15 protein-coding genes are annotated in these 16,973 nt (G+C 72.4%); 10 read left to right on the top strand and 5 right to left on the bottom strand.

All coding sequences use genetic code 11. The features are described 5' to 3' along the window. Positions 1 to 3: 3 nt before the first annotated feature. Both EDF34_RS13745 and EDF34_RS13740 read left to right on the top strand, forming a co-directional pair. Entirely contained in the window at positions 4 to 990 is a 987-nt protein-coding gene (locus EDF34_RS13745) for a PHB depolymerase family esterase (protein WP_123372065.1), read from the top strand. A 98-nt stretch (positions 991 to 1,088) separates the two neighbouring features. Further along, complete coding sequence (locus EDF34_RS13740; protein ID WP_123372064.1) at positions 1,089 to 2,096, top strand: LacI family DNA-binding transcriptional regulator; 1,008 nt, start codon at positions 1,089 to 1,091, stop codon at positions 2,094 to 2,096. A gap of 138 nt (positions 2,097 to 2,234) precedes the next feature. Here the strand turns inward: EDF34_RS13740 and EDF34_RS13735 are convergent, their stop codons facing one another. After that, positions 2,235 to 3,647, bottom strand: coding sequence for a glycoside hydrolase family 28 protein (locus EDF34_RS13735; protein ID WP_123372063.1), 1,413 nt, complete (start codon positions 3,645 to 3,647; stop codon positions 2,235 to 2,237). A gap of 40 nt (positions 3,648 to 3,687) precedes the next feature. After that, positions 3,688 to 4,953: an ROK family transcriptional regulator gene (locus EDF34_RS13730; protein WP_123372062.1), complete on the bottom strand. Its 1,266-nt coding sequence runs from the start codon at positions 4,951 to 4,953 to the stop codon at positions 3,688 to 3,690. Positions 4,954 to 5,184: 231 nt separating this feature from the next. On the opposite strand from EDF34_RS13730, the gene EDF34_RS13725 reads away from it, so the two are divergent. The 4 genes from EDF34_RS13725 (at position 5,185) to EDF34_RS13710 (ending at position 10,876) form a co-directional block, all read left to right on the top strand. Beyond that, positions 5,185 to 6,501, top strand: a complete 1,317-nt coding sequence (locus EDF34_RS13725; protein ID WP_199737901.1) for an ABC transporter substrate-binding protein — start codon at positions 5,185 to 5,187, stop codon at positions 6,499 to 6,501. Positions 6,502 to 6,611: 110 nt separating this feature from the next. Beyond that, positions 6,612 to 7,571 (top strand): carbohydrate ABC transporter permease, encoded by a 960-nt coding sequence (locus EDF34_RS13720; RefSeq protein ID WP_123372060.1) that lies wholly within the window; start codon positions 6,612 to 6,614, stop codon positions 7,569 to 7,571. Then, positions 7,568 to 8,389, top strand: a complete 822-nt coding sequence (locus EDF34_RS13715) for a carbohydrate ABC transporter permease (RefSeq protein WP_123372059.1) — start codon at positions 7,568 to 7,570, stop codon at positions 8,387 to 8,389. The genes EDF34_RS13720 and EDF34_RS13715 overlap by 4 nt, the downstream gene beginning before the upstream one ends. A gap of 18 nt (positions 8,390 to 8,407) precedes the next feature. Then, positions 8,408 to 10,876, top strand: coding sequence for a glycoside hydrolase family 2 protein (locus EDF34_RS13710; protein WP_123372058.1), 2,469 nt, complete (start codon positions 8,408 to 8,410; stop codon positions 10,874 to 10,876). A 52-nt stretch (positions 10,877 to 10,928) separates the two neighbouring features. Here EDF34_RS13710 and EDF34_RS13705 read toward each other — a convergent pair whose 3' ends face one another. Genes EDF34_RS13705 through EDF34_RS13695 form a run of 3 tightly spaced genes read right to left on the bottom strand, consistent with a single transcriptional unit; the run spans position 10,929 to position 13,529 of the window. Beyond that, on the bottom strand, positions 10,929 to 11,780 hold the full coding sequence (locus EDF34_RS13705; protein WP_123372057.1) for a hypothetical protein: 852 nt from the start codon (positions 11,778 to 11,780) through the stop codon (positions 10,929 to 10,931). Positions 11,781 to 11,808: 28 nt separating this feature from the next. Continuing rightward, positions 11,809 to 12,573 carry an MBL fold metallo-hydrolase gene (locus EDF34_RS13700; RefSeq protein ID WP_233575393.1) on the bottom strand — a complete coding sequence of 255 codons (765 nt, stop codon included), beginning with the start codon at positions 12,571 to 12,573 and terminating at the stop codon, positions 11,809 to 11,811. Then, entirely contained in the window at positions 12,570 to 13,529 is a 960-nt protein-coding gene (locus EDF34_RS13695; protein ID WP_123372056.1) for a helix-turn-helix domain-containing protein, read from the bottom strand. Before EDF34_RS13695 ends, EDF34_RS13700 begins: the two co-directional genes overlap by 4 nt. 85 nt (positions 13,530 to 13,614) lie before the next feature. Here EDF34_RS13695 and EDF34_RS13690 point away from each other — a divergent pair, with 85 nt between their 5' ends. From EDF34_RS13690 to EDF34_RS13670, 4 genes are all read left to right on the top strand, one after another. Beyond that, the gene (locus EDF34_RS13690) at positions 13,615 to 13,881 is read left to right on the top strand and encodes a hypothetical protein (RefSeq protein WP_123372055.1); all 267 of its coding nucleotides are present in this window, start codon (positions 13,615 to 13,617) and stop codon (positions 13,879 to 13,881) included. 13 nt (positions 13,882 to 13,894) lie between these two features. Then, positions 13,895 to 14,761 carry a LacI family DNA-binding transcriptional regulator gene (locus tag EDF34_RS13685; RefSeq protein WP_233575392.1) on the top strand — a complete coding sequence of 289 codons (867 nt, stop codon included), beginning with the start codon at positions 13,895 to 13,897 and terminating at the stop codon, positions 14,759 to 14,761. A gap of 174 nt (positions 14,762 to 14,935) precedes the next feature. After that, on the top strand, positions 14,936 to 15,364 hold the full coding sequence (locus EDF34_RS13675) for a MarR family winged helix-turn-helix transcriptional regulator (protein ID WP_158615092.1): 429 nt from the start codon (positions 14,936 to 14,938) through the stop codon (positions 15,362 to 15,364). Continuing rightward, on the top strand, positions 15,357 to 16,868 hold the full coding sequence (locus EDF34_RS13670) for an MFS transporter (protein ID WP_123372052.1): 1,512 nt from the start codon (positions 15,357 to 15,359) through the stop codon (positions 16,866 to 16,868). The genes EDF34_RS13675 and EDF34_RS13670 overlap by 8 nt, the downstream gene beginning before the upstream one ends. Positions 16,869 to 16,973 lie beyond the last annotated feature (105 nt).

Below are 16,973 nucleotides of genomic sequence, written 5' to 3'. Positions count from 1 at the left end.
CGGATGCGATCAGTCGCACTGGGGGTGGCCGCGGCGCTCGCGGTGGTAGGCGTCGCGGGCGCGGCGAGCGCGGGGGCTGCGCCGCCACGGCAGCTCGCTTCCGCGAGCTGTCACGCACAGCTGGCCGCGGGCACGCACGCCGTGCCCGTCCGGTTCCAGGGGCGGGCGTACGACGTGCGGGTCCACGTGCCGGCGGACCGGCCACGCCGCGTGCCGGTCGTGCTCGACCTGCACGGGTCCGGCGCGGACGGCGCGGCGCAGGCGGCGATCAGCGGGCTCGACGCGGTGGCCGACGAGAACGGCTTCGTCGTCGTCGAACCCACTGCGGCCATCGCGCTCAACGGCGGCTGGGCGTGGAACGTGCCCGGCGTCCCGACCACCGCGGGCCAGCTCCCGCCCGCGGACGCCCGCGACGACGTGGCGTTCCTGCGCGCCGTCATCGCGCGCGTCGGGGCCGCCGTGTGCGCGGACGCCCGCCGGGTGTACGCCACCGGCTACTCCGGCGGCGGGCGGATGGCCTCGGCGCTGGCCTGCCGCCTCGCCGACCGGCTGGCCGCCGTGGCCACCGTCGCGGGGCTCCGCGCCGGCAGGCCGTCCCCGCAGGACACGTCCGTCCCCGACGTGGCCGACTGCACCCCGTCCCGGCCCGTCCCCGTCCTGGAGTTCCACGGGGACGCGGACTACACCAACCCGTACCTCGGCAGCACGGACCTGCGCTGGGGGTACACCGTGCCCGTCGCGGTCCAGACCTGGGCGCGCCTGGACGGCTGCCGGGTGGGGCCGGTGACCCAGCAGGTCAGCGCGCACGTCACCCGCTACGCGTACTCGCGGTGCGAGGGGCGGGCCGACGTCGAGCTCTACCGGGTCGCCGGCGGCGGGCACACGTGGCCCGGCACGTCCGTCGACCAGAGCAGCAACGGCACGGTGACCCAGGAGATCGACGCGAGCCGCCTGATGTGGGCGTTCTTCGCCGACCACCCGCGGCGGTGAGGGCCGAGCGGGCCGCGTCCGCTCAGGACGCGGCCCGCTCGTGGCGCCGCAGTAGGCTGCCCGTTGTGGCGGACAGCGCGAGGCCGGCCCGGTCACGAGTGACCATCAGCGACATCGCCGAGCGCTCGGGCGTCTCCATCAGCGCGGTGTCGTTCGCCCTCAACGGCCGCAAGGGCGTGTCCGCGCAGACCCGCGAGCGCGTGCTGCGGGTGGCCGACGAGCTGGGCTGGGCGCCGAGCAGTGCCGCGCGGTCCCTCATGGGGGCCCGGACGGACACGATCGGGCTGGTCCTGGCCCGGGAGTCGCGGACGCTGGGCATCGAGTCGTTCTACATGCAGTTCATCGCGGGCATCGAGAGCGAGCTGTCGATGCGGGACAACGCCCTGCTGCTCCAGGTGGTCCCGGACATGGAGACCGAGCTCGCGACGTACAAGAAGTGGCGCGCCACGCGCCGGGTCGACGGCATCGTCATGGTCGACCCGCGCATCGACGACCCGCGGATCGCGATGCTTTCCGAGGCGGACGCGCTCCCGGCCGTCGTCGTCGGCGACACCTCGCTGGCCGGGGGCCTGCCGAGCGTGTGGACGGACGACGACGCCGCGACGCGCGAGTCGCTGCGCTACCTGCACGCGATCGGCCACCGGCGCATCGCGCGCGTGGCCGGCGTGGAGGCGTTCGGCCACACGCACATCCGTGACCTGGCGTTCCGCGACGAGGCCGCGACCCTCGGCATCGACGGGACGACGGTGCGCACCGACTACATGCCCGAGTCGGGCTCGCTGGTGACCCGCCGCCTGCTCACCAACGGGCCGCGGCCCACCGCGATCGTCTACGACAACGACGTGATGGCGCTCGCGGGCCTGGGGGTGGCCGCCGAGCTGGGCATCCGGGTGCCGGACGAGCTCTCGATCATCGCGTGGGACGACTCCCCCCTGTGCGTCGCCGCCTACCCGCGGTTGTCCGCGCTCAACCACGACGTCGTCGCCTACGGGGCGCACGTCGCCCGCCGGCTCTTCGACCGGATGCTCGGTGCCGAGGGCGGCAGCTTCCAGGACTCGACCCCCGCCCTCGTCCCCCGCGGCACCACGGCGCGAGCCCCGGCCTGACCCGTCTGGCCCCTCACCCGCCCGCCGAGACCGACCCTCGCGCGTGAGAACGACCCTCCCGGAGGGTCGTTCTCACGCCGGGGGGTCGTTCTCGGCGATAGGGGGCGCGAGACTACGCGGCGGGAGGGCGAAGACGGCTCAGTCGCCCGCGGCGCGCATGACCGGCATGGGCACCGCGACCGGGTAGCGCTCCTCGTCGGCGGCGCGGGTGCGGATCAGGACCGGCTCCAGGTCGGGGCGGGCCGCGGTGCCGCGCAGGTCCTCGATCACGAGGCCCTCCACGTCGACCGCCTCCACCGCGTGCGCGAACAGCGGGTCCGTCCCGGCCCACACGACCTCGCAGCTGCGCAGCGTCACGTCGGTCGCGGTGTCGATGTGGATCCCGGACGTCGGGTGCGCGTAGACCTCGGGGCCGTTCGACGTGGGGCGGCGGTCGTACTCGCCGGCGGGCCAGCGCGACCAGCGGTCGAGCTCGATGCGCACGCCCTCCAGGACCACCCCGGAGATGAGCCCGGGGGCGTCGGCGCCGATGTACGCGCCGTTCTCGGAGCGGCACAGGATGTTGCGGAACCGCACGTTGCGCAGCCGTCCGACCGAGTCGTGCCACGCGCCGACGTTGACGTAGATCGGCTCGCCGTGGCCCCACCAGCCGCGGTCGAAGTGGCGGGTCTCGACGATGCAGTCGGAGAACAGGATGTTCTCGAAGCTCCCCTCCTGGCCCAGGTTGACCGCCAGGCCGCGGTGCGAGGACCGGATCACGCAGTTCGACACGACCACGTTGCGGATGTCCGCGATCGCGTCGACCCCGACGACGACCGCGCTCGAGGTGGACTGCAGGGTGCAGTTGGTGATGGTGATGTCCTCGGTGGGACCCAGGTCGGGGAACTCCTCGCAGGTCTTGAGCGAGATGGCGTCGTCGCCGCAGGAGATCTCGCAGTCGCTGATCCGCACGCGGCGGCAGCGGTCCAGGTCGATGCCGTCGGCGTTGGGGTACTTCAGGTCGCTGTCGATGGTGATGGCGTGGACGACCACGTCCTCGCAGCCGGACAGGCGCACGCACCACAGCGCGGCGTCCGTGAACAGCACGTCGCGGATGGTGACCCGCGTGCAGCCGATGAGGAACACCGTGAACGGGCGCTGGTTGGGGCAGCGGTAGATGGTGCCGAGGTCCTCCGCGATGAACGCCCGGCCCGCGCCGTCGATGCGTCCTGCGCCGGTGATGGCGACGTTCGTCGCACCGTTGGCCGTGATCAGGGCGAGCGCGGAGTCGTTCTCGGAGTTCACGACGCCGGCGGACAGGGCGCCGACCGACAGGCGTGCCGTGTACGCGGCCGGGTCGCCGGAGCCGGCCAGCACGGCGCCGCGCTCGACGTGCAGCTCGACGTTCGAGCGCAGCTCGATCGAGCCAGTCAGGAACGTCGCGCCGGCCGGGACGAGCACGGTTCCGCCGCCGCCGGCATGGGCAGCATCGATCGCGGACTGGATCGCGGCGGCGTCGTTGGTGGTGCCGTCGCCGGTCGCGCCGTGGTCACGGATGTCGAAAGTGGGCATGACGAGGTCCTCTCACTGCGGTGGGAAAGGTGCGGGAAGGTCAGGCGCGAGCGGCGTCGGGCTGCCGCAGGGCGTGGGGGGCGGGCAGGGTCCGGACCGCGGCGCTCAGGGCGCGGGCCGACGAGGCGCGAGGTGCGAGCTCGCTCTGCAGCACCAGTGCTGCGCCACCGACCGCGGCCGCCTCGGCCGCGTGGGTGGAGATGACGACCTCGATCGCGTGGCTGGTCCGCGCGAAGAAGGAGCGGTCGAGCTGGGTCTGGATCGCGGGGACGTAGAGCGACCCGGCGTGGGCGAACGACGGCCCCGTCAGGACGATCCGGTCGAGGTCCATGATGTTGGCGAGCGCCTGCGCCGCGAGCGCGACGTACCGGGCCGAGCGCTCGATGATGCCGGCGGCCGGCTCCTGGCCCACCATCGCGGCGCGCGACACGGCAGCGAAGTCCTCGGCGATCCCGATGTCCGGCAGGGCGACCCCCGCGGTGCGCGCGGCGGCGACCACCGCGGCGGGACCGGCGAGCGCCTCGACGCAGCCCTGGCTGCCGCACCAGCACTCCGGCCCGTCGATGTCCACGCAGATGTGGCCGATCTCGCCGGTGTTGCTGCTCGCGCCCCGGTACAGGTCGCCGTGCACCATCACGCCCGCGCCGATCCCGGTGCCCATGTAGAGCGCCGCGAAGCACGTCGAGGCCTCGCTGCTGCCGGCCCAGTACTCGCCGACGGCCGCGGCGGTCGCGTCGTTCTCGAGCATCACGGGCAGCCCGGTCGCGCGCTGGAGCGCGTCGGCGAGCGGGTAGTCGGTCCACGCGTGCATCACGGGCGGGGTGAGCGCCATGCCCGCGGCCCCCGTCAGCGGTCCGGGGGAGACGACGCCCAGCCCGACGATCCGGTCCGGGTCGACGCCGACCTGGGCGACGAAGGTCGTGAGCTCGGCCGCGATGCGTTCGACGACCGCGGTCGGCTCGTCCGTCCCCGCGCCGGGGCGTCTCCAGCGGCCGACGATCGCCCCGCCGAGGTTGGCCAGCACGTAGGTGATCCCCGCGTGGTCCAGGTGGATGCCCACGGCGTACCGCGCGTCGGGGTCGAGCGCGAGCAGCACGGCGGGCTTGCCGCCGGTCGACTCGGCGCGGCCCGACTCGACGACGAGCCCGTCGTCGATGAGGCGACGCACGACCGTGGAGACCGTCGCGCCGGTCAGCCCCGTCGCGCGGGTCAGCTCGACGCGGCTGATCTGGCCGGCGCCACGGATGACGTCGAGGAGGGCGGCGCGCGTGGTCACGTGCGCCACGCCGCCGGAGCTGGTGCTCATCAGTTCCCTCGTTCCTCGACGTCGTCGTCGGTCCTCCGACCGGAGCGACGCGATGGCGCTCACGGTAACGGTTGTGCATCGTCGGGACTGTGACCCGACTCACTGGTTGACTTACTTTAGTCGCCGATCTAAGAATGTCCACCAGGAGGTTGGGTCGGTCCCGCGGCCCACGGCGAAGACGCCCTTCCTGCGTCGGCACGTCGAGGTGCCGACCCGTCGAGAGGATCATCGATGTTCCACACGCGACACATGCGGATCGCCGTGGCTGCCGCCGCGGTCGTCACGCTCACCCTGACCGCCGCCTGCTCCAGCGGCGGCGACGACGACACGAGCTCGGACGGTGGGAGCGCCAGCGCCGGCGCGCCGTCGGGCGACATCCTGGTGCTGACGAACCGGACCGACCTCGTCGACACCACGTTCCAGGACTACAAGAAGACCTTCGAGGCCAAGTACCCCGACGTGACGGTCAAGTTCGAGGCCCTCACGGACTACGAGGGCGAGGTCAAGACGCGGATGAACACCAAGGACTACGGCGACGTGCTCCTGATCCCCAACAGCGTCTCGGTCGCGGACTACCCCGACTTCTTCGAGCCGATCGGCAAGACCGACGAGCTCGCCAAGACCTACAGCTTCGTCAACGAGGCCGCGGTCGACGGCACCGCCTACGGCCTGGCGACCTTCGGCAACGCGAACGGCGTCGTCTACAACAAGGACGTGTTCAAGGCCGCGGGCATCACCGCGCTGCCGACCACGCCGCAGGAGTTCATCGCCGACATGCAGGCGATCAAGGACAAGACCGACGCGGTGCCGTTCTACACGAACTACAAGGACGGCTGGCCGCTGACCTGGCCGCAGAGCTGGATGGGCGCGGTCTCGGGCGACAAGGACGCCCTGGTCAAGATGGCCGCGGACGACGCGCCGTGGGCCGACGGCAAGGAGAAGGCGACCGTCGACTCCCTGCTGTTCGACGTCGCCAAGGCCGGCCTCATCGAGGACGACCCCACGACGACCAACTGGGAGAACTCCAAGAACCTCATCGCGACCGGCAAGATCGGCGCGATGGCGCTCGGCTCCTGGGCCGTGCCGCAGATGCAGGACGCGGCGACGAAGGCGGGCTCCGACCCGGCGTCGATCGGCTTCATGCCGCCGCCCTTCCTCGTCGACGGCAAGCCCGTCTCGCCCGTCGGTGGCGACTACAAGCTCGCGATCAACGTGAACTCCGACCACAAGGCCGCCGCGCGTGCCTGGTTCGACTGGTTCATCAACGACTCGGGCTTCTACGACCTGGCCGGCGCGCTGCCCACGGTCACGGCCAACCCGGCACCCGCCAACCTCAAGGACTTCGAGGCGACCGGCGTGCAGTACCTGGAGATGACCCCCGAGGCCAAGATCTCGGCCATCGACAACCAGGCCGAGATCGGCCTGGGCCAGCCCGACTACTACCGCCAGCTCGTCGACGCGGGCCGCGGTGCCTCGAAGGACACCAAGGAGTCGATCTTCGAGGGCCTCGACAAGAAGTGGGCCGCGGCTCGCGCCACGGTCGGCTGACCTGATCCCTGGTCGCGCGGGTCCGCGAGGGCCCGCGCGACCGGGGGCAGGCGCCCTCGCACCATCCACGGGCCCCCCGCAGCGCAGCGGGGTCCAGCAAGGAGTAGTCCATGAGCGACACCCCCAAGGTCGCCACCGTCCCGCGCCGCACCCCGCGGCCGTTCCGCTCGAACCCGCGGCCCGCGGTCGTGCGCCAGTCCCAGCGCGGCTGGCGGTTCACCCCGTGGCTGTTCCTGCTCGTCCCGCTCGCCCTGCTGGTCACGTTCACGTACATCCCCGTCGCGAACATGTTCTGGTACTCGACGACGGACTGGAACGGGATCAGCAAGGTCAAGCACTCGGTCGGGCTCGACAACTACGTCGAGTTCTTCACGCGGCCGGAGCTGTTCCGGGTGTTCTGGGTCAGCGCCTACTACCTCGCCGCCTCGGTCATCCAGCTCGCGCTGGCGCTCTACTTCGCCACGCTGCTGAGCTTCAAGACCCGCCTGAAGAACACCTTCAAGGGGATCCTCTACTTCCCGTCGCTGATCAACGGCGTCGCGGTCTCGTTCATCTTCCTGTTCTTCTTCCAGCCCGGCGGCACGCTCGACTCCGTGATCGGCCTGTTCGGCGTCTCGCAGGACTCGATGCCGCAGTGGCTGGGCAACCCGGACATCATCAACTTCTCCCTCGCGGGGACGTCGATCTGGCGGTACATGGGCCTGAACTTCGTGCTGTTCCTCGGCGCGATCCAGTCCATCCCGGCCGGCATCTACGAGGCCGCGGAGCTCGACGGCGCCGGCAAGTGGGCCCAGTTCCGCTACATCATCGCGCCCGGCATCAAGCCGATCATCGGGTTGTCGTTCATCCTGGCGATCTCCGGCAGCCTCGCGGTCTTCGAGATCCCGTTCATCATGACCGACGGCGCCAACGGCTCGACGACCTTCGTCATCCAGACGATCAAGACCGCGTTCGAGTCCAACAAGGTGGGCCTCGCGAGCGCCATGGCCGTCGTCCTGCTCGCCATCATCCTGATCGTCACGTGGGTGCAGCGCCGCCTCGTCCCGGAGGAGGAGGTGAACCTCACGTGAAGAAGACCCTCGCCGCGACCGGCAAGTACTCCAGCCTCATCATCGCCAGCCTCGTCACGCTGGTCCCGCTCGTCGTCATCGTGCTCACGTCGCTCAAGACCGCGCAGGACTACGCGACGTCGGGCCCGCTCGACCTGCCCAAGCACCCGACCCTGCAGAACTTCGTCACCGCGTTCCAGGACGCGGACATGGCCCGGGCGTTCCTCAACACCACGATCATCCTGGTCGCCTCGGTGGTGGGCACGATCATCATCGGCACCATGACGGCGTACGCGCTGGACCGCTTCCAGTTCCGGTTCAAGAAGCTGGTGCTCTCGCTGTTCCTGCTCGCCACCCTGGTGCCGGGCGTGACCACGCAGGTCGCCACGTTCCAGGTGGTCAACGAGCTCGGGCTCTACAACACCAGGCTCGCGCCGATCGCGCTGTTCATGGGCACGGACATCGTGTCGATCTACATCTTCGTGCAGTTCATGCGCTCGATCCCGATCTCGCTGGACGAGGCGGCGACGCTCGACGGTGCGAACCACTTCACCATCTACCGGCGCGTGATCTTCCCGCTGCTCAAGCCCGCGATCGCCACCGTGATCATCATCAAGGGCGTGGCGATCTACAACGAGTTCTACATCCCGTTCCTCTACATGCCCTCGCAGGACCTGGGCGTCATCTCGACGTCGCTGTTCCGGTTCCGGGGGCCGATGGGCACGCAGTGGGAGATCCTCTCCGCCGGCGCGCTGCTCGTCATCATCCCGACCTTGATCGTCTTCCTCGCCCTGCAGAAGTACATCTACAACGGCCTGTCGGCCGGGGCCACCAAGTAAGCACCAGGAGCTCGCACCATGAACCGCACGACGTTGCACGACGGCTGGACCCTGCGCTCGGCGGGCGGTCCGGTCCCGGCCGAGATCGCCGGTCGGTCGATCCCCGCCCAGGTGCCCGGCACCGCGCACACCGACCTGCTCGCGGCGGGCCTCATCGAGGACCCGTACCTCGACCTGAACGAGAACGACCTGGTCTGGGCGCACCGCGCGCAGTGGCTGTACTCGCGGGAGCTGGACACCCCGCAGGCGGCCGACGACGAGCGCGTCGACCTGGTGTTCGACGGGCTCGACACGGTCGCGGAGATCAGCCTCGGCGGCGTCCAGATCGGGCGGACGGCCAACCAGCACCGCGGCTACCGCTTCGACGTCCGGTCCCTCCTGACGGGCGCGCCGCAAACGCTCGAGGTCCTGTTCCGCTCCGCGCTCGAGACCGCCGAGGCCGAGGTCGAGCGCATCGGCGCACGCCCGGGTGCCTACCCCCACCCGCTCAACATGGTCCGCAAGATGGCGTGCAGCTTCGGCTGGGACTGGGGGCCCGACCTCCAGACGGCCGGCATCTGGAAGCCCGCGCGGCTCGAGCGGTGGCGGACGGCGCGCCTGGCGTCGGTGCGGCCGCTCGTGACGGTCGACGGCGCGGCCCGCGTCGCGGTGCACGTCGAGGTGGAGCGCTCGGGCCTGTCGGACGCCGAGCCGCTCGCGGTGAGCGTGACGCTCGGGGAGCAGCGCGTCGCGGGGACGGTCGCGGCCGACGAGTCGTCGACCGTCGTCGAGGTCGTCGTCGAGAACCCCGACCTGTGGTGGCCGCACGGCTACGGCGAGCAGCCGCTCTACGCGCTGACCGTCGAGCTCGACGGGCTGGACTCCTGGGAGCGGCGCATCGGGCTGCGGACCGTCGAGCTGCGCACGGGGGCCGACGAGAACGGCACCGAGTTCACCCTCGTCGTCAACGGCCAGCCGGTCTTCGTCAAGGGTGCCAACTGGATCCCCGACGACCACCTGCTCACCCGCATCACCCGCGACCGGCTCGCGCGCCGCCTCGACCAGGCGGTCGACGCGCACCTCAACCTGCTGCGCGTGTGGGGCGGCGGCATCTACGAGTCCGACGACTTCTACGAGCTGTGCGACGAGCGCGGGCTCATGGTCTGGCAGGACTTCCTGCTCGCGTGCTTCGCCTACCCGGAGGAGGAGCCGCACCGCTCGGAGTTCGAGGCCGAGGCGCGCGAGAACGTCACGCGCCTGTCGTCGCACCCCTCGCTCGTGCTGTGGAACGGCGGCAACGAGAACATCTGGGGACACGAGGACTGGGGCTGGAAGGAGAAGCTCGACGGCGCGACCTGGGGCCTCGGCTACTACGAGGACCTGTTCCCCGGGATCATCGCGGAGCTCGACCCGACCCGCCCCTACGCCGCGGGCAGCCCGTTCTCCCCGGGGCAGGACCCGACGGTCGTGCACCCCAACGACCCCGACCACGGCACCCACCACCAGTGGGAGGTCTGGAACCGGATCGACTACATGCACTACCGCGACGACGTCCCGCGGTTCAGCTCCGAGTTCGGCTACCAGGGCCCGCCCACGTGGGCGACGCTGGAGCGCGCGGTCCGCAACGCCGACGGCGCCCCGCTGGCCAAGGAGGACGAGGTCTGGCTGCTGCACCAGAAGGCCGAGGACGGCAACGGCAAGCTCGACCGCGGCATGGCGCCGCACCTGGGCGTGCCCGACGACTTCACCGACTGGCACTGGGCCACGCAGCTCAACCAGGCGCGCGCCGTCGAGCACGCGATCACGCACTACCGCTCGTGGTGGCCGCGCACGGCCGGCTCGATCGTCTGGCAGCTCAACGACTGCTGGCCCGTGACCTCGTGGGCGGCGATCGACGGCGACGAGCGGCCCAAGCCGCTGTGGTGGGCGTTGCGCGCCGCGTACGCCGATCGCCTGCTGACGGTCCAGTCGCGCCCGGAGGGGGACGTGCTCGCGGTCGTCAACGACACGGCCTCGCCGTGGACGGGCAGCGTGGCGGTGCGGCGTGAGCAGCTGGACGGGTCCGCGCTCGCGGACGTGTCCCTGCCCGTGCACGTCGCGCCGCGCAGCGTGTCGCTGGTCCCGCTGCCCGACGAGGTCCGCGTGCCCGGCGACCCGGCGGGCGAGGTGCTCGTCGCCGAGCTCGACGACGTCCGGACGGTCCACACCTGGGTCGAGGACGTCGAGCTCCGGCTCGACGCCGCGCCCTTCACCGCGTCGGCGGAGGCCGTCGAGGGTGGCTACGTGGTCACCGTCGTCGCGCACTCGCTGGTCCGCGACCTCACGCTGCACGTCGACCGCCTCGACCCCGTGGCTGTCGTCGACGCCGCCCTGATCACGCTCCCGGCGGGTACCACCGCCCGGGTGCACGTCCGCACCGGGACGTCCGGCCTGGAGGGTGTCCTCGTCACTGCGCCCGTCCTGCGCACGGCGAACGACCTGGTGGCGGCGCGGGCGTCCGTGGGCTGACGGACGCACGCCGAGAGGGCCGGCCCCCGCGGGGACCGGCCCTCTCGTCTGCCTACGCCGCGCGCGCGGTCAGGACGACGTCGTCGCCGACGTCGAGGCGCAGGTCGACGATCCTGACACCCGCCGGCAGCTGCGCACCGAGGTCGATGCGGCGGCCCTCGAGGGCCTGGAGCCGGCCGCGCCCGGCGGCGAGCACGGCCGCGACCAGGGGGTTCCCGCTCGTCGCGGTCACGTCGCTGAGCGTCAGGACGAGCGCGTCGTCGATCGTGGCGTTCGCCCCGCCGGTGGCCGTCGCCGAGAGGATGCCCTTGCGCAGCTGGGCGCGCACCGCGACGGAGACGGCCCGCGGACCCTTCGAGACGAGGTCCACGTCGAGCCGGGTCAGCTTGAGCCCCTGGCCCGCGGCGACCTGCTCCGCCAGCCGCTGGATCGCCGCGACGAGCTGCGTCTGCGGGGCCGCGGCGCGCAGCGTGCCGACGAGCGGGGCGTCGGGAGTGGGCTCGACGAGCTCGAGGGCGAGCGAGCCGTCGACGCCCTCGACCCAGGAGAACCGCACCTGCTCGGCCTCCGCCCGGACGTCGACGGCGACGCCCTCGACGGTGACCGGGTGGGCGTCCACGGTGAGGCGGTGGACGACGCCGGGCTCGCGCTCGCGGACGACCACACGTGCGGGTGCCGGGGGCGCCGTGCGCGCGCCGGCGACGACGAGGCCGGTGAGGTCGATCGCCAGGTCCGGCACGTCGGGGCCGTCGAGGCTCGCGCGGACCTGCAGGCGGCGGACGTCGACCTGACCGCCGACCTGGTCGCGGACCGTGCTCCGCACGCGGTCGGCGAGCTCGTCGCCGGTGGACGGTCGGGGCGTGTGGCCCAGGGGGAAAGTGGTGGTCGCATCGGGTTCGGGCATACCGGGAGCGTAAGCGCGGTGGTCGTCCTCAGCCGCTCGTGCGGACCAGCTCGACGAGGTGGTCGTACTCGCTGCGGTTCTCGGCGTCCTCGAGGCGGGCGTCGTCCGGGACCCGCCCCGCGATGACCTCGTCGAGGTAGCGCCGGTCCGCGTCGAGCCTGGCCATGGGCTCGTGGGTGGGTGTGCCGTGGCCGGGGACGAGCACGGCAGCGCTGGCCACGTAGGGCGCGAGCCGGTCGAGGCCGGCCAGGTACGCGGGCAGGTCGTCGGGCCAGAAGGGCAGGGGGACCTCGCGGTCGCTGAGCATGTCACCGACGACGAGCACGCGCTGCTCCGCCAGCCACAGCGCCGTGTGACCGGGGGCGTGACCGTCGTGCACGACGAGCTCGATGCCCTCGTCGATATCTGCGGCCGGTTCGACGCGCCCCATGAGGTCGACGAGCTCGTCGGGCCAGCCGTCCCCGAGCGCCTCGACCAGGGCCGCACGCTCCGTCCGCGCCAGCTCGGCGGTGCGCGGCGACGCCCATCGCGGCACGTCGCCGAACCGCGGGTGCCACAGCAGGTGGTCGTGGTGCGCATGCGTCGCGAACCCTCCGACCACGCGCCAGTCCCGCTCGTCGAGCGTGGTCGCCAGCGCGTCGAGCTCGGAGGGGACCCAGGCCGGGTCGACGAGCAGCACTCCGCGCGGCCCCACGAGCACGGTGCTCGTCGTCGCCATGACCCGGCTCGTCGCGACGTGCACGCCGGGGGCCACCTCGACCAGGGCGCGACCCGTGTGGACGGGGCCGGTCACGCGACGCGGCTGCGGAACGAGGCGCGGTAGTCGGCCGGCGCCACGCCGACCGCCCGGCGGAAGTGGTGGCGCAGCAGCGCGGCGGACCCGAACCCGCACTCGCGCGCGACCTCCTCGACGTCGAGGTCGCTGTCCTCGAGCAGCACCTGCGCGTGCATGACGCGCTGGCCCACGAGCCAGCGCATGGGCGTGGTCCCGGTCTCGGCCGCGAACCGGCGGGCGAAGGTGCGTGGCGACATCAGGGCGCGGGCGGCGAGCGAGTCGACCGTGTGGTCGTCGGCCAGGGTCTCCTGCACCCACTCGAGCACGAGCCGCAGGGAGTCGTCGGTGCACTCGGGCACGGGCTGCGGGATGTACTGGCGCTGGCCGCCGTCACGCTGCGGGGGGACCACCATGCGGCGCGCGATGGCCGTCGCGACCGTGCCCCCGAGCTCGCGGCGCACGATGTGCAGGCACGCGTCGATGCCCGCTGCGGTGCCGGCGCTCGTGACGATGTCGCCCTCGTCGACGAACAGCACGTCCGGGTCGACCGTGAGGTGGGGGTACCGCCGTGCCAGCTCGGCGGCGTGCTTCCAGTGGGTGGTGACCGTGCGGCCGTCGAGGATCCCGGCGGCGGCGAGCACGAACACGCCCGAGCAGACCGAGACGATCGTCGCTCCGCGCGCGTGGGCTGCGCGGATGGCGTCGAGCACGGCGGGGTCGTACTCGTCCCGGATGACGGTGGCGGGGACGGCGACCAGGTCGACGTCGGCAAGCGCGTCGAGGCCGTACGGCGCCCGGATCTCGACGCCCGGGATGCCGGACCGGATCGTCGCGCCTGCGGTCGGTCCCACCACGCGGAAGTCGAAGCTCGGCACGCCGTCGTCGGTCCGGTCGATGCCGAACACCTCGCACACGACGCCGAACTCGAACACCGCCAGGCCGTCCACGACGAGGGCTCCTACGCTCCGCAGCATGCCGCCAGGGTAGTTGGCAGCATGTTGACGGTCAACGTCCTGACTGCCACTCGTCGATGGCCGGCAACCCGACGACGCTGGCGCCATGAGCACTTTCGTCACCGCCCTCGCCGCACTCCTCATCGTGTCCCCGCTCGTCGTGCTCGCCCTGCGCGGCACCCGCTGGGACCCGATCGCCCGCACCGCCGACCGGCCTGCGGAGTGCGACGCCGACGCTCGTCGGGCCGCGCTCGACCTGGCGGCGCTCCGCGCTCACGAGGTCCCGGAGCCCGTGGTGGCGACCCCGACGTCACCCGCCGGCCACGGCCGCGCGCTGGCCCGGATGGCAGGCGCGACGCCGCACGCCTCGTGACTAGGCTGGCCGCGTGCCGCACCGAACCGATGCCGTGGGCCTGGTGCTCGCGCGCCCGGCCCGGATGCTGGGCCATGAGCCGTTCTTCGGGGAGCTGATCGCCGGCATCGAGGAGGTGCTCGCCACCGAGAACCGCTCGCTGCTGCTGCACGTCGTGCGTGACCACGCCGCCGAGATCGAGGCCTACCGCCGCTGGGCCGCGGGGTCGATGGTGGATGCCGTCGTCGTCGTCAACGTCGTGGTCGACGACCCGCGCATCCCGGTCCTCGCGGAGCTCGGCATCCCGGCCGTCGTCGTCGGCGGTCCGTCGGGCGGCATGGCCGAGTTCTCCAACGTCTGGATCGACGATGCGCAAGCGAGCCGGGACGCGGTCGACTACCTCGTCGGCCTCGGGCACACCCAGCTCGGACGGGTCAGTGGGCCGCGCGACCTGATCCACACCCGCGCCCGCAGCGACGCGTTCCTCGACCAGTGCGCGCGCTCGTCGGTGCACGGGGTGATCGTCGAGGGCGACTACACCGAGGAGTCCGGCAAGAGCGCGGCCCGGTCCCTGCTCGGCCGGCGCAACGCCCCGTCGGCGATCATCTTCGACAACGACGTCATGGCCCTCGCCGCGCTCGCCGTCGCGGCGGAGATGGGGATCGGGGTCCCCGGGCAGGTCTCGCTGCTCGCGTGGGACGACTCCGCGCTGTGCCGCCTGTCCAACCCGCCGCTGTCCGCGATGACGCTCGACGTGCACGCGATGGGCCAGCAGGTCGGCACCTGCGTCCTCAACACCCTGGCCGACGGCCCGGTCCGCGCCTACATGGCCCCGATGCAGCGCCTGAGCGCGCGCGGCTCGACGGCCCGCCCCACCACCCCGCCCCCCCAGCCCGCCTGACCCGCCGGCCACCCCAGCGCGCCTGACGCGCGGCTCGCGCCTGTCGCGCGCGAGAACGACCCGCCGGGGTGAGATCGACCCTCCCGGGTGGTCGTCCTGGCCCCGGAGGGGCGGTCTCGAGTGCGGGCATAACTCGTCAGCCTGACTGATCAGTTGGGCTGTACTGTTCGGGGGGTGGATGACTCGACCGTCGCGGAGCTCGCCTTCGACCTGCGCGCAGCACTCGCCCCGATCTACCGCCGACTGACCGCGGAGAAGGACCTGCCGCTCGGCCAGACGAGGGTGCTCAACGCGCTCGTGCGGCACGGCGGCGCGACGTCCTCGGCGCTCGCGGGCGCCGAGCACATCACGCCGCAGTCGATGGCCGCGATCGTCGCCGAGCTCGAGGCCCGCGGGTACGTCCAGCGCGAGCAGGACCCCGACGACGGCCGCCGCCGCGTCGTGCGCATCACCGCGGACGGCCGCGAGGCGCTCGAGCGCGACCGCAACGCCATGAGCGGCTGGCTCGCCTCCGCGATCGTCGAGCAGCTCGACGCCCGCGAGGTCGCCACGCTCGCCGCGTCGATCCCGGTCCTGCACAAGCTCGGCCTGCCGCGTGGCTGAGCGCACCCGCCTCGTCCCCGCGCTCGTCTACACGGCGCTCGCCGCGGCGATCATCAGCTCGCTGGGGCTGCTGCTCGTCCCGACGATCGCGGTCGAGTTCGGCGTCGCGGTCAGCACCGCGCAGTGGACGGTGACGATCAACCTGCTCGTCGGCGCGGTCGCCACGCCCGTCCTCGGGCGCCTCAGCGACGGGCCGCACAAGCGGCGGATCCTGCTCGTGACCCTCGCCGTCGTCCTCGTCGGCTCGGTGCTGGCGGCGACCGCCCAGACCTTCGGGCAGATCGTCGCGGGGCGAGCGCTGCAGGGGCTGTCCTACGCGATCACGCCGATGACCATCGCGCTGGCTCGGCGGTACGCGCCGGCTGACAAGGTGCGGGCCGGCATCGCGTCGCTGTCGGTCACGGTCGCCACCGGTGTCGGGCTCGGCTACCCGCTGACCGGCATCATCGCCTCGACCTTCGACTTCCGGTGGGCGTTCTGGTTCGCCGCGGCGTTCGTCGTCTCGGCCATCGTCGTCGTGCTCGTCGCCGTGCCGGCGGGTCCTGACGAGCACGGGCTGCGCCAACCGTTCGACACCCTCGGAGCGGTGCTGCTGGGCGTCGGCCTGGCGAGCCTGCTGCTCGGCATCAGCGAGGGTCCGCGCTGGGGCTGGGGGTCGACGACGACGCTCGGCATCCTCGCCGGCGCGCTCGTCGTGCTCGTGGCCTGGGTCTGGCGCGAGACGCGCACCCCGCACCCGCTCATCCGGCTCGACCTGCTGCGCCGCTCGGACGTGCTGCTCGCCAACGCGACCGCGCTGAGCATCGGCACGTCCATGTACATCGGCATCTCGGTGATCAGCCTCATCGCCCAGGCCCCTGCCGAGACCGGCTACGGGGTGGGCCTGCCGCTCTTCTGGGCGGGCTTCGTCATGTTCCCGATCTCGGTGGGCAGCCAGCTCGCGAGCCGCATCGCCCGGCGGTTCGCGCACCGCGTCTCGTTCACGATGCTGCTCCCGCTGGGCGCTGCGTTCGCGACGGCCGCCAACCTGCTCATGGTCGGTGCGCACGACGAGCTGTGGGAGCTGCTCGTCGGCATGCTGCTCATCGGGATCGGCATCGGCACCACCTACGCGGCGATGCCCGGACTGATCGCACGCGGGGTCGCGGCCCAGGAGCTCGGCAGCGCGGTCTCGTTCAACCAGGTGCTGCGCACGATCGGCGGCTCGATCGGCTCGGCCGTCGCGGGCGCGGTCATCGCCACGCACCTGGCCCCGGACCTGCTGCCGACCGGCCACGGGATCGAGCTGACCTTCGTCATCAGCGCCGTGGCCTGCGGTCTCGTGTTCGTCGGGCTCGCCACGCACGCCTTCCTGAGCGCCCGACGAGCGCGCCGGCTGCTCGCTGGCGAGCACGTGCCCCACCGCGTGGCCGACGTGGTTCACGAGCTTGAGGTGCTCGAGCCGCACGACGGTGGCACCGTGGGCGACGCCGCGTCCGACGGCCGGGCAGTTACCACGGCGTAACACCGGACCGCTACGCTCCGGCTCGCGTGGCCGACCAGGCGCGCCAGACCTGACTCCCGTCAGCTGCTGCAGTCACCGCGTCCCCCCGGCGCGGCGAAGGAGGAC

It is taken from the genome of Cellulomonas sp. PhB150, assembly GCF_003755175.1.
Classification (GTDB): Bacteria; Actinomycetota; Actinomycetes; order Actinomycetales; family Cellulomonadaceae; genus Cellulomonas.
The sequence above is the reverse complement of the archived record's forward strand: the minus strand, read 5'-3'. Positions and strand labels throughout refer to the sequence as shown.

Coding starts and splice junctions, on each gene's coding strand:
- EDF34_RS13745 (WP_123372065.1), top strand. CDS start 4: ATGCGATCAGTCGCACTGGGGGTGGCCGCGGCGCTCGCGGTGGTAGGC.
- EDF34_RS13735 (WP_123372063.1), bottom strand. CDS start 3,647: ATGCCCACTTTCGACATCCGTGACCACGGCGCGACCGGCGACGGCACC.
- EDF34_RS13730 (WP_123372062.1), bottom strand. CDS start 4,953: ATGAGCACCAGCTCCGGCGGCGTGGCGCACGTGACCACGCGCGCCGCC.
- EDF34_RS13725 (WP_199737901.1), top strand. CDS start 5,185: ATGTTCCACACGCGACACATGCGGATCGCCGTGGCTGCCGCCGCGGTC.
- EDF34_RS13720 (WP_123372060.1), top strand. CDS start 6,612: ATGAGCGACACCCCCAAGGTCGCCACCGTCCCGCGCCGCACCCCGCGG.
- EDF34_RS13710 (WP_123372058.1), top strand. CDS start 8,408: ATGAACCGCACGACGTTGCACGACGGCTGGACCCTGCGCTCGGCGGGC.
- EDF34_RS13705 (WP_123372057.1), bottom strand. CDS start 11,780: ATGCCCGAACCCGATGCGACCACCACTTTCCCCCTGGGCCACACGCCC.
- EDF34_RS13695 (WP_123372056.1), bottom strand. CDS start 13,529: ATGCTGCGGAGCGTAGGAGCCCTCGTCGTGGACGGCCTGGCGGTGTTC.
- EDF34_RS13690 (WP_123372055.1), top strand. CDS start 13,615: ATGAGCACTTTCGTCACCGCCCTCGCCGCACTCCTCATCGTGTCCCCG.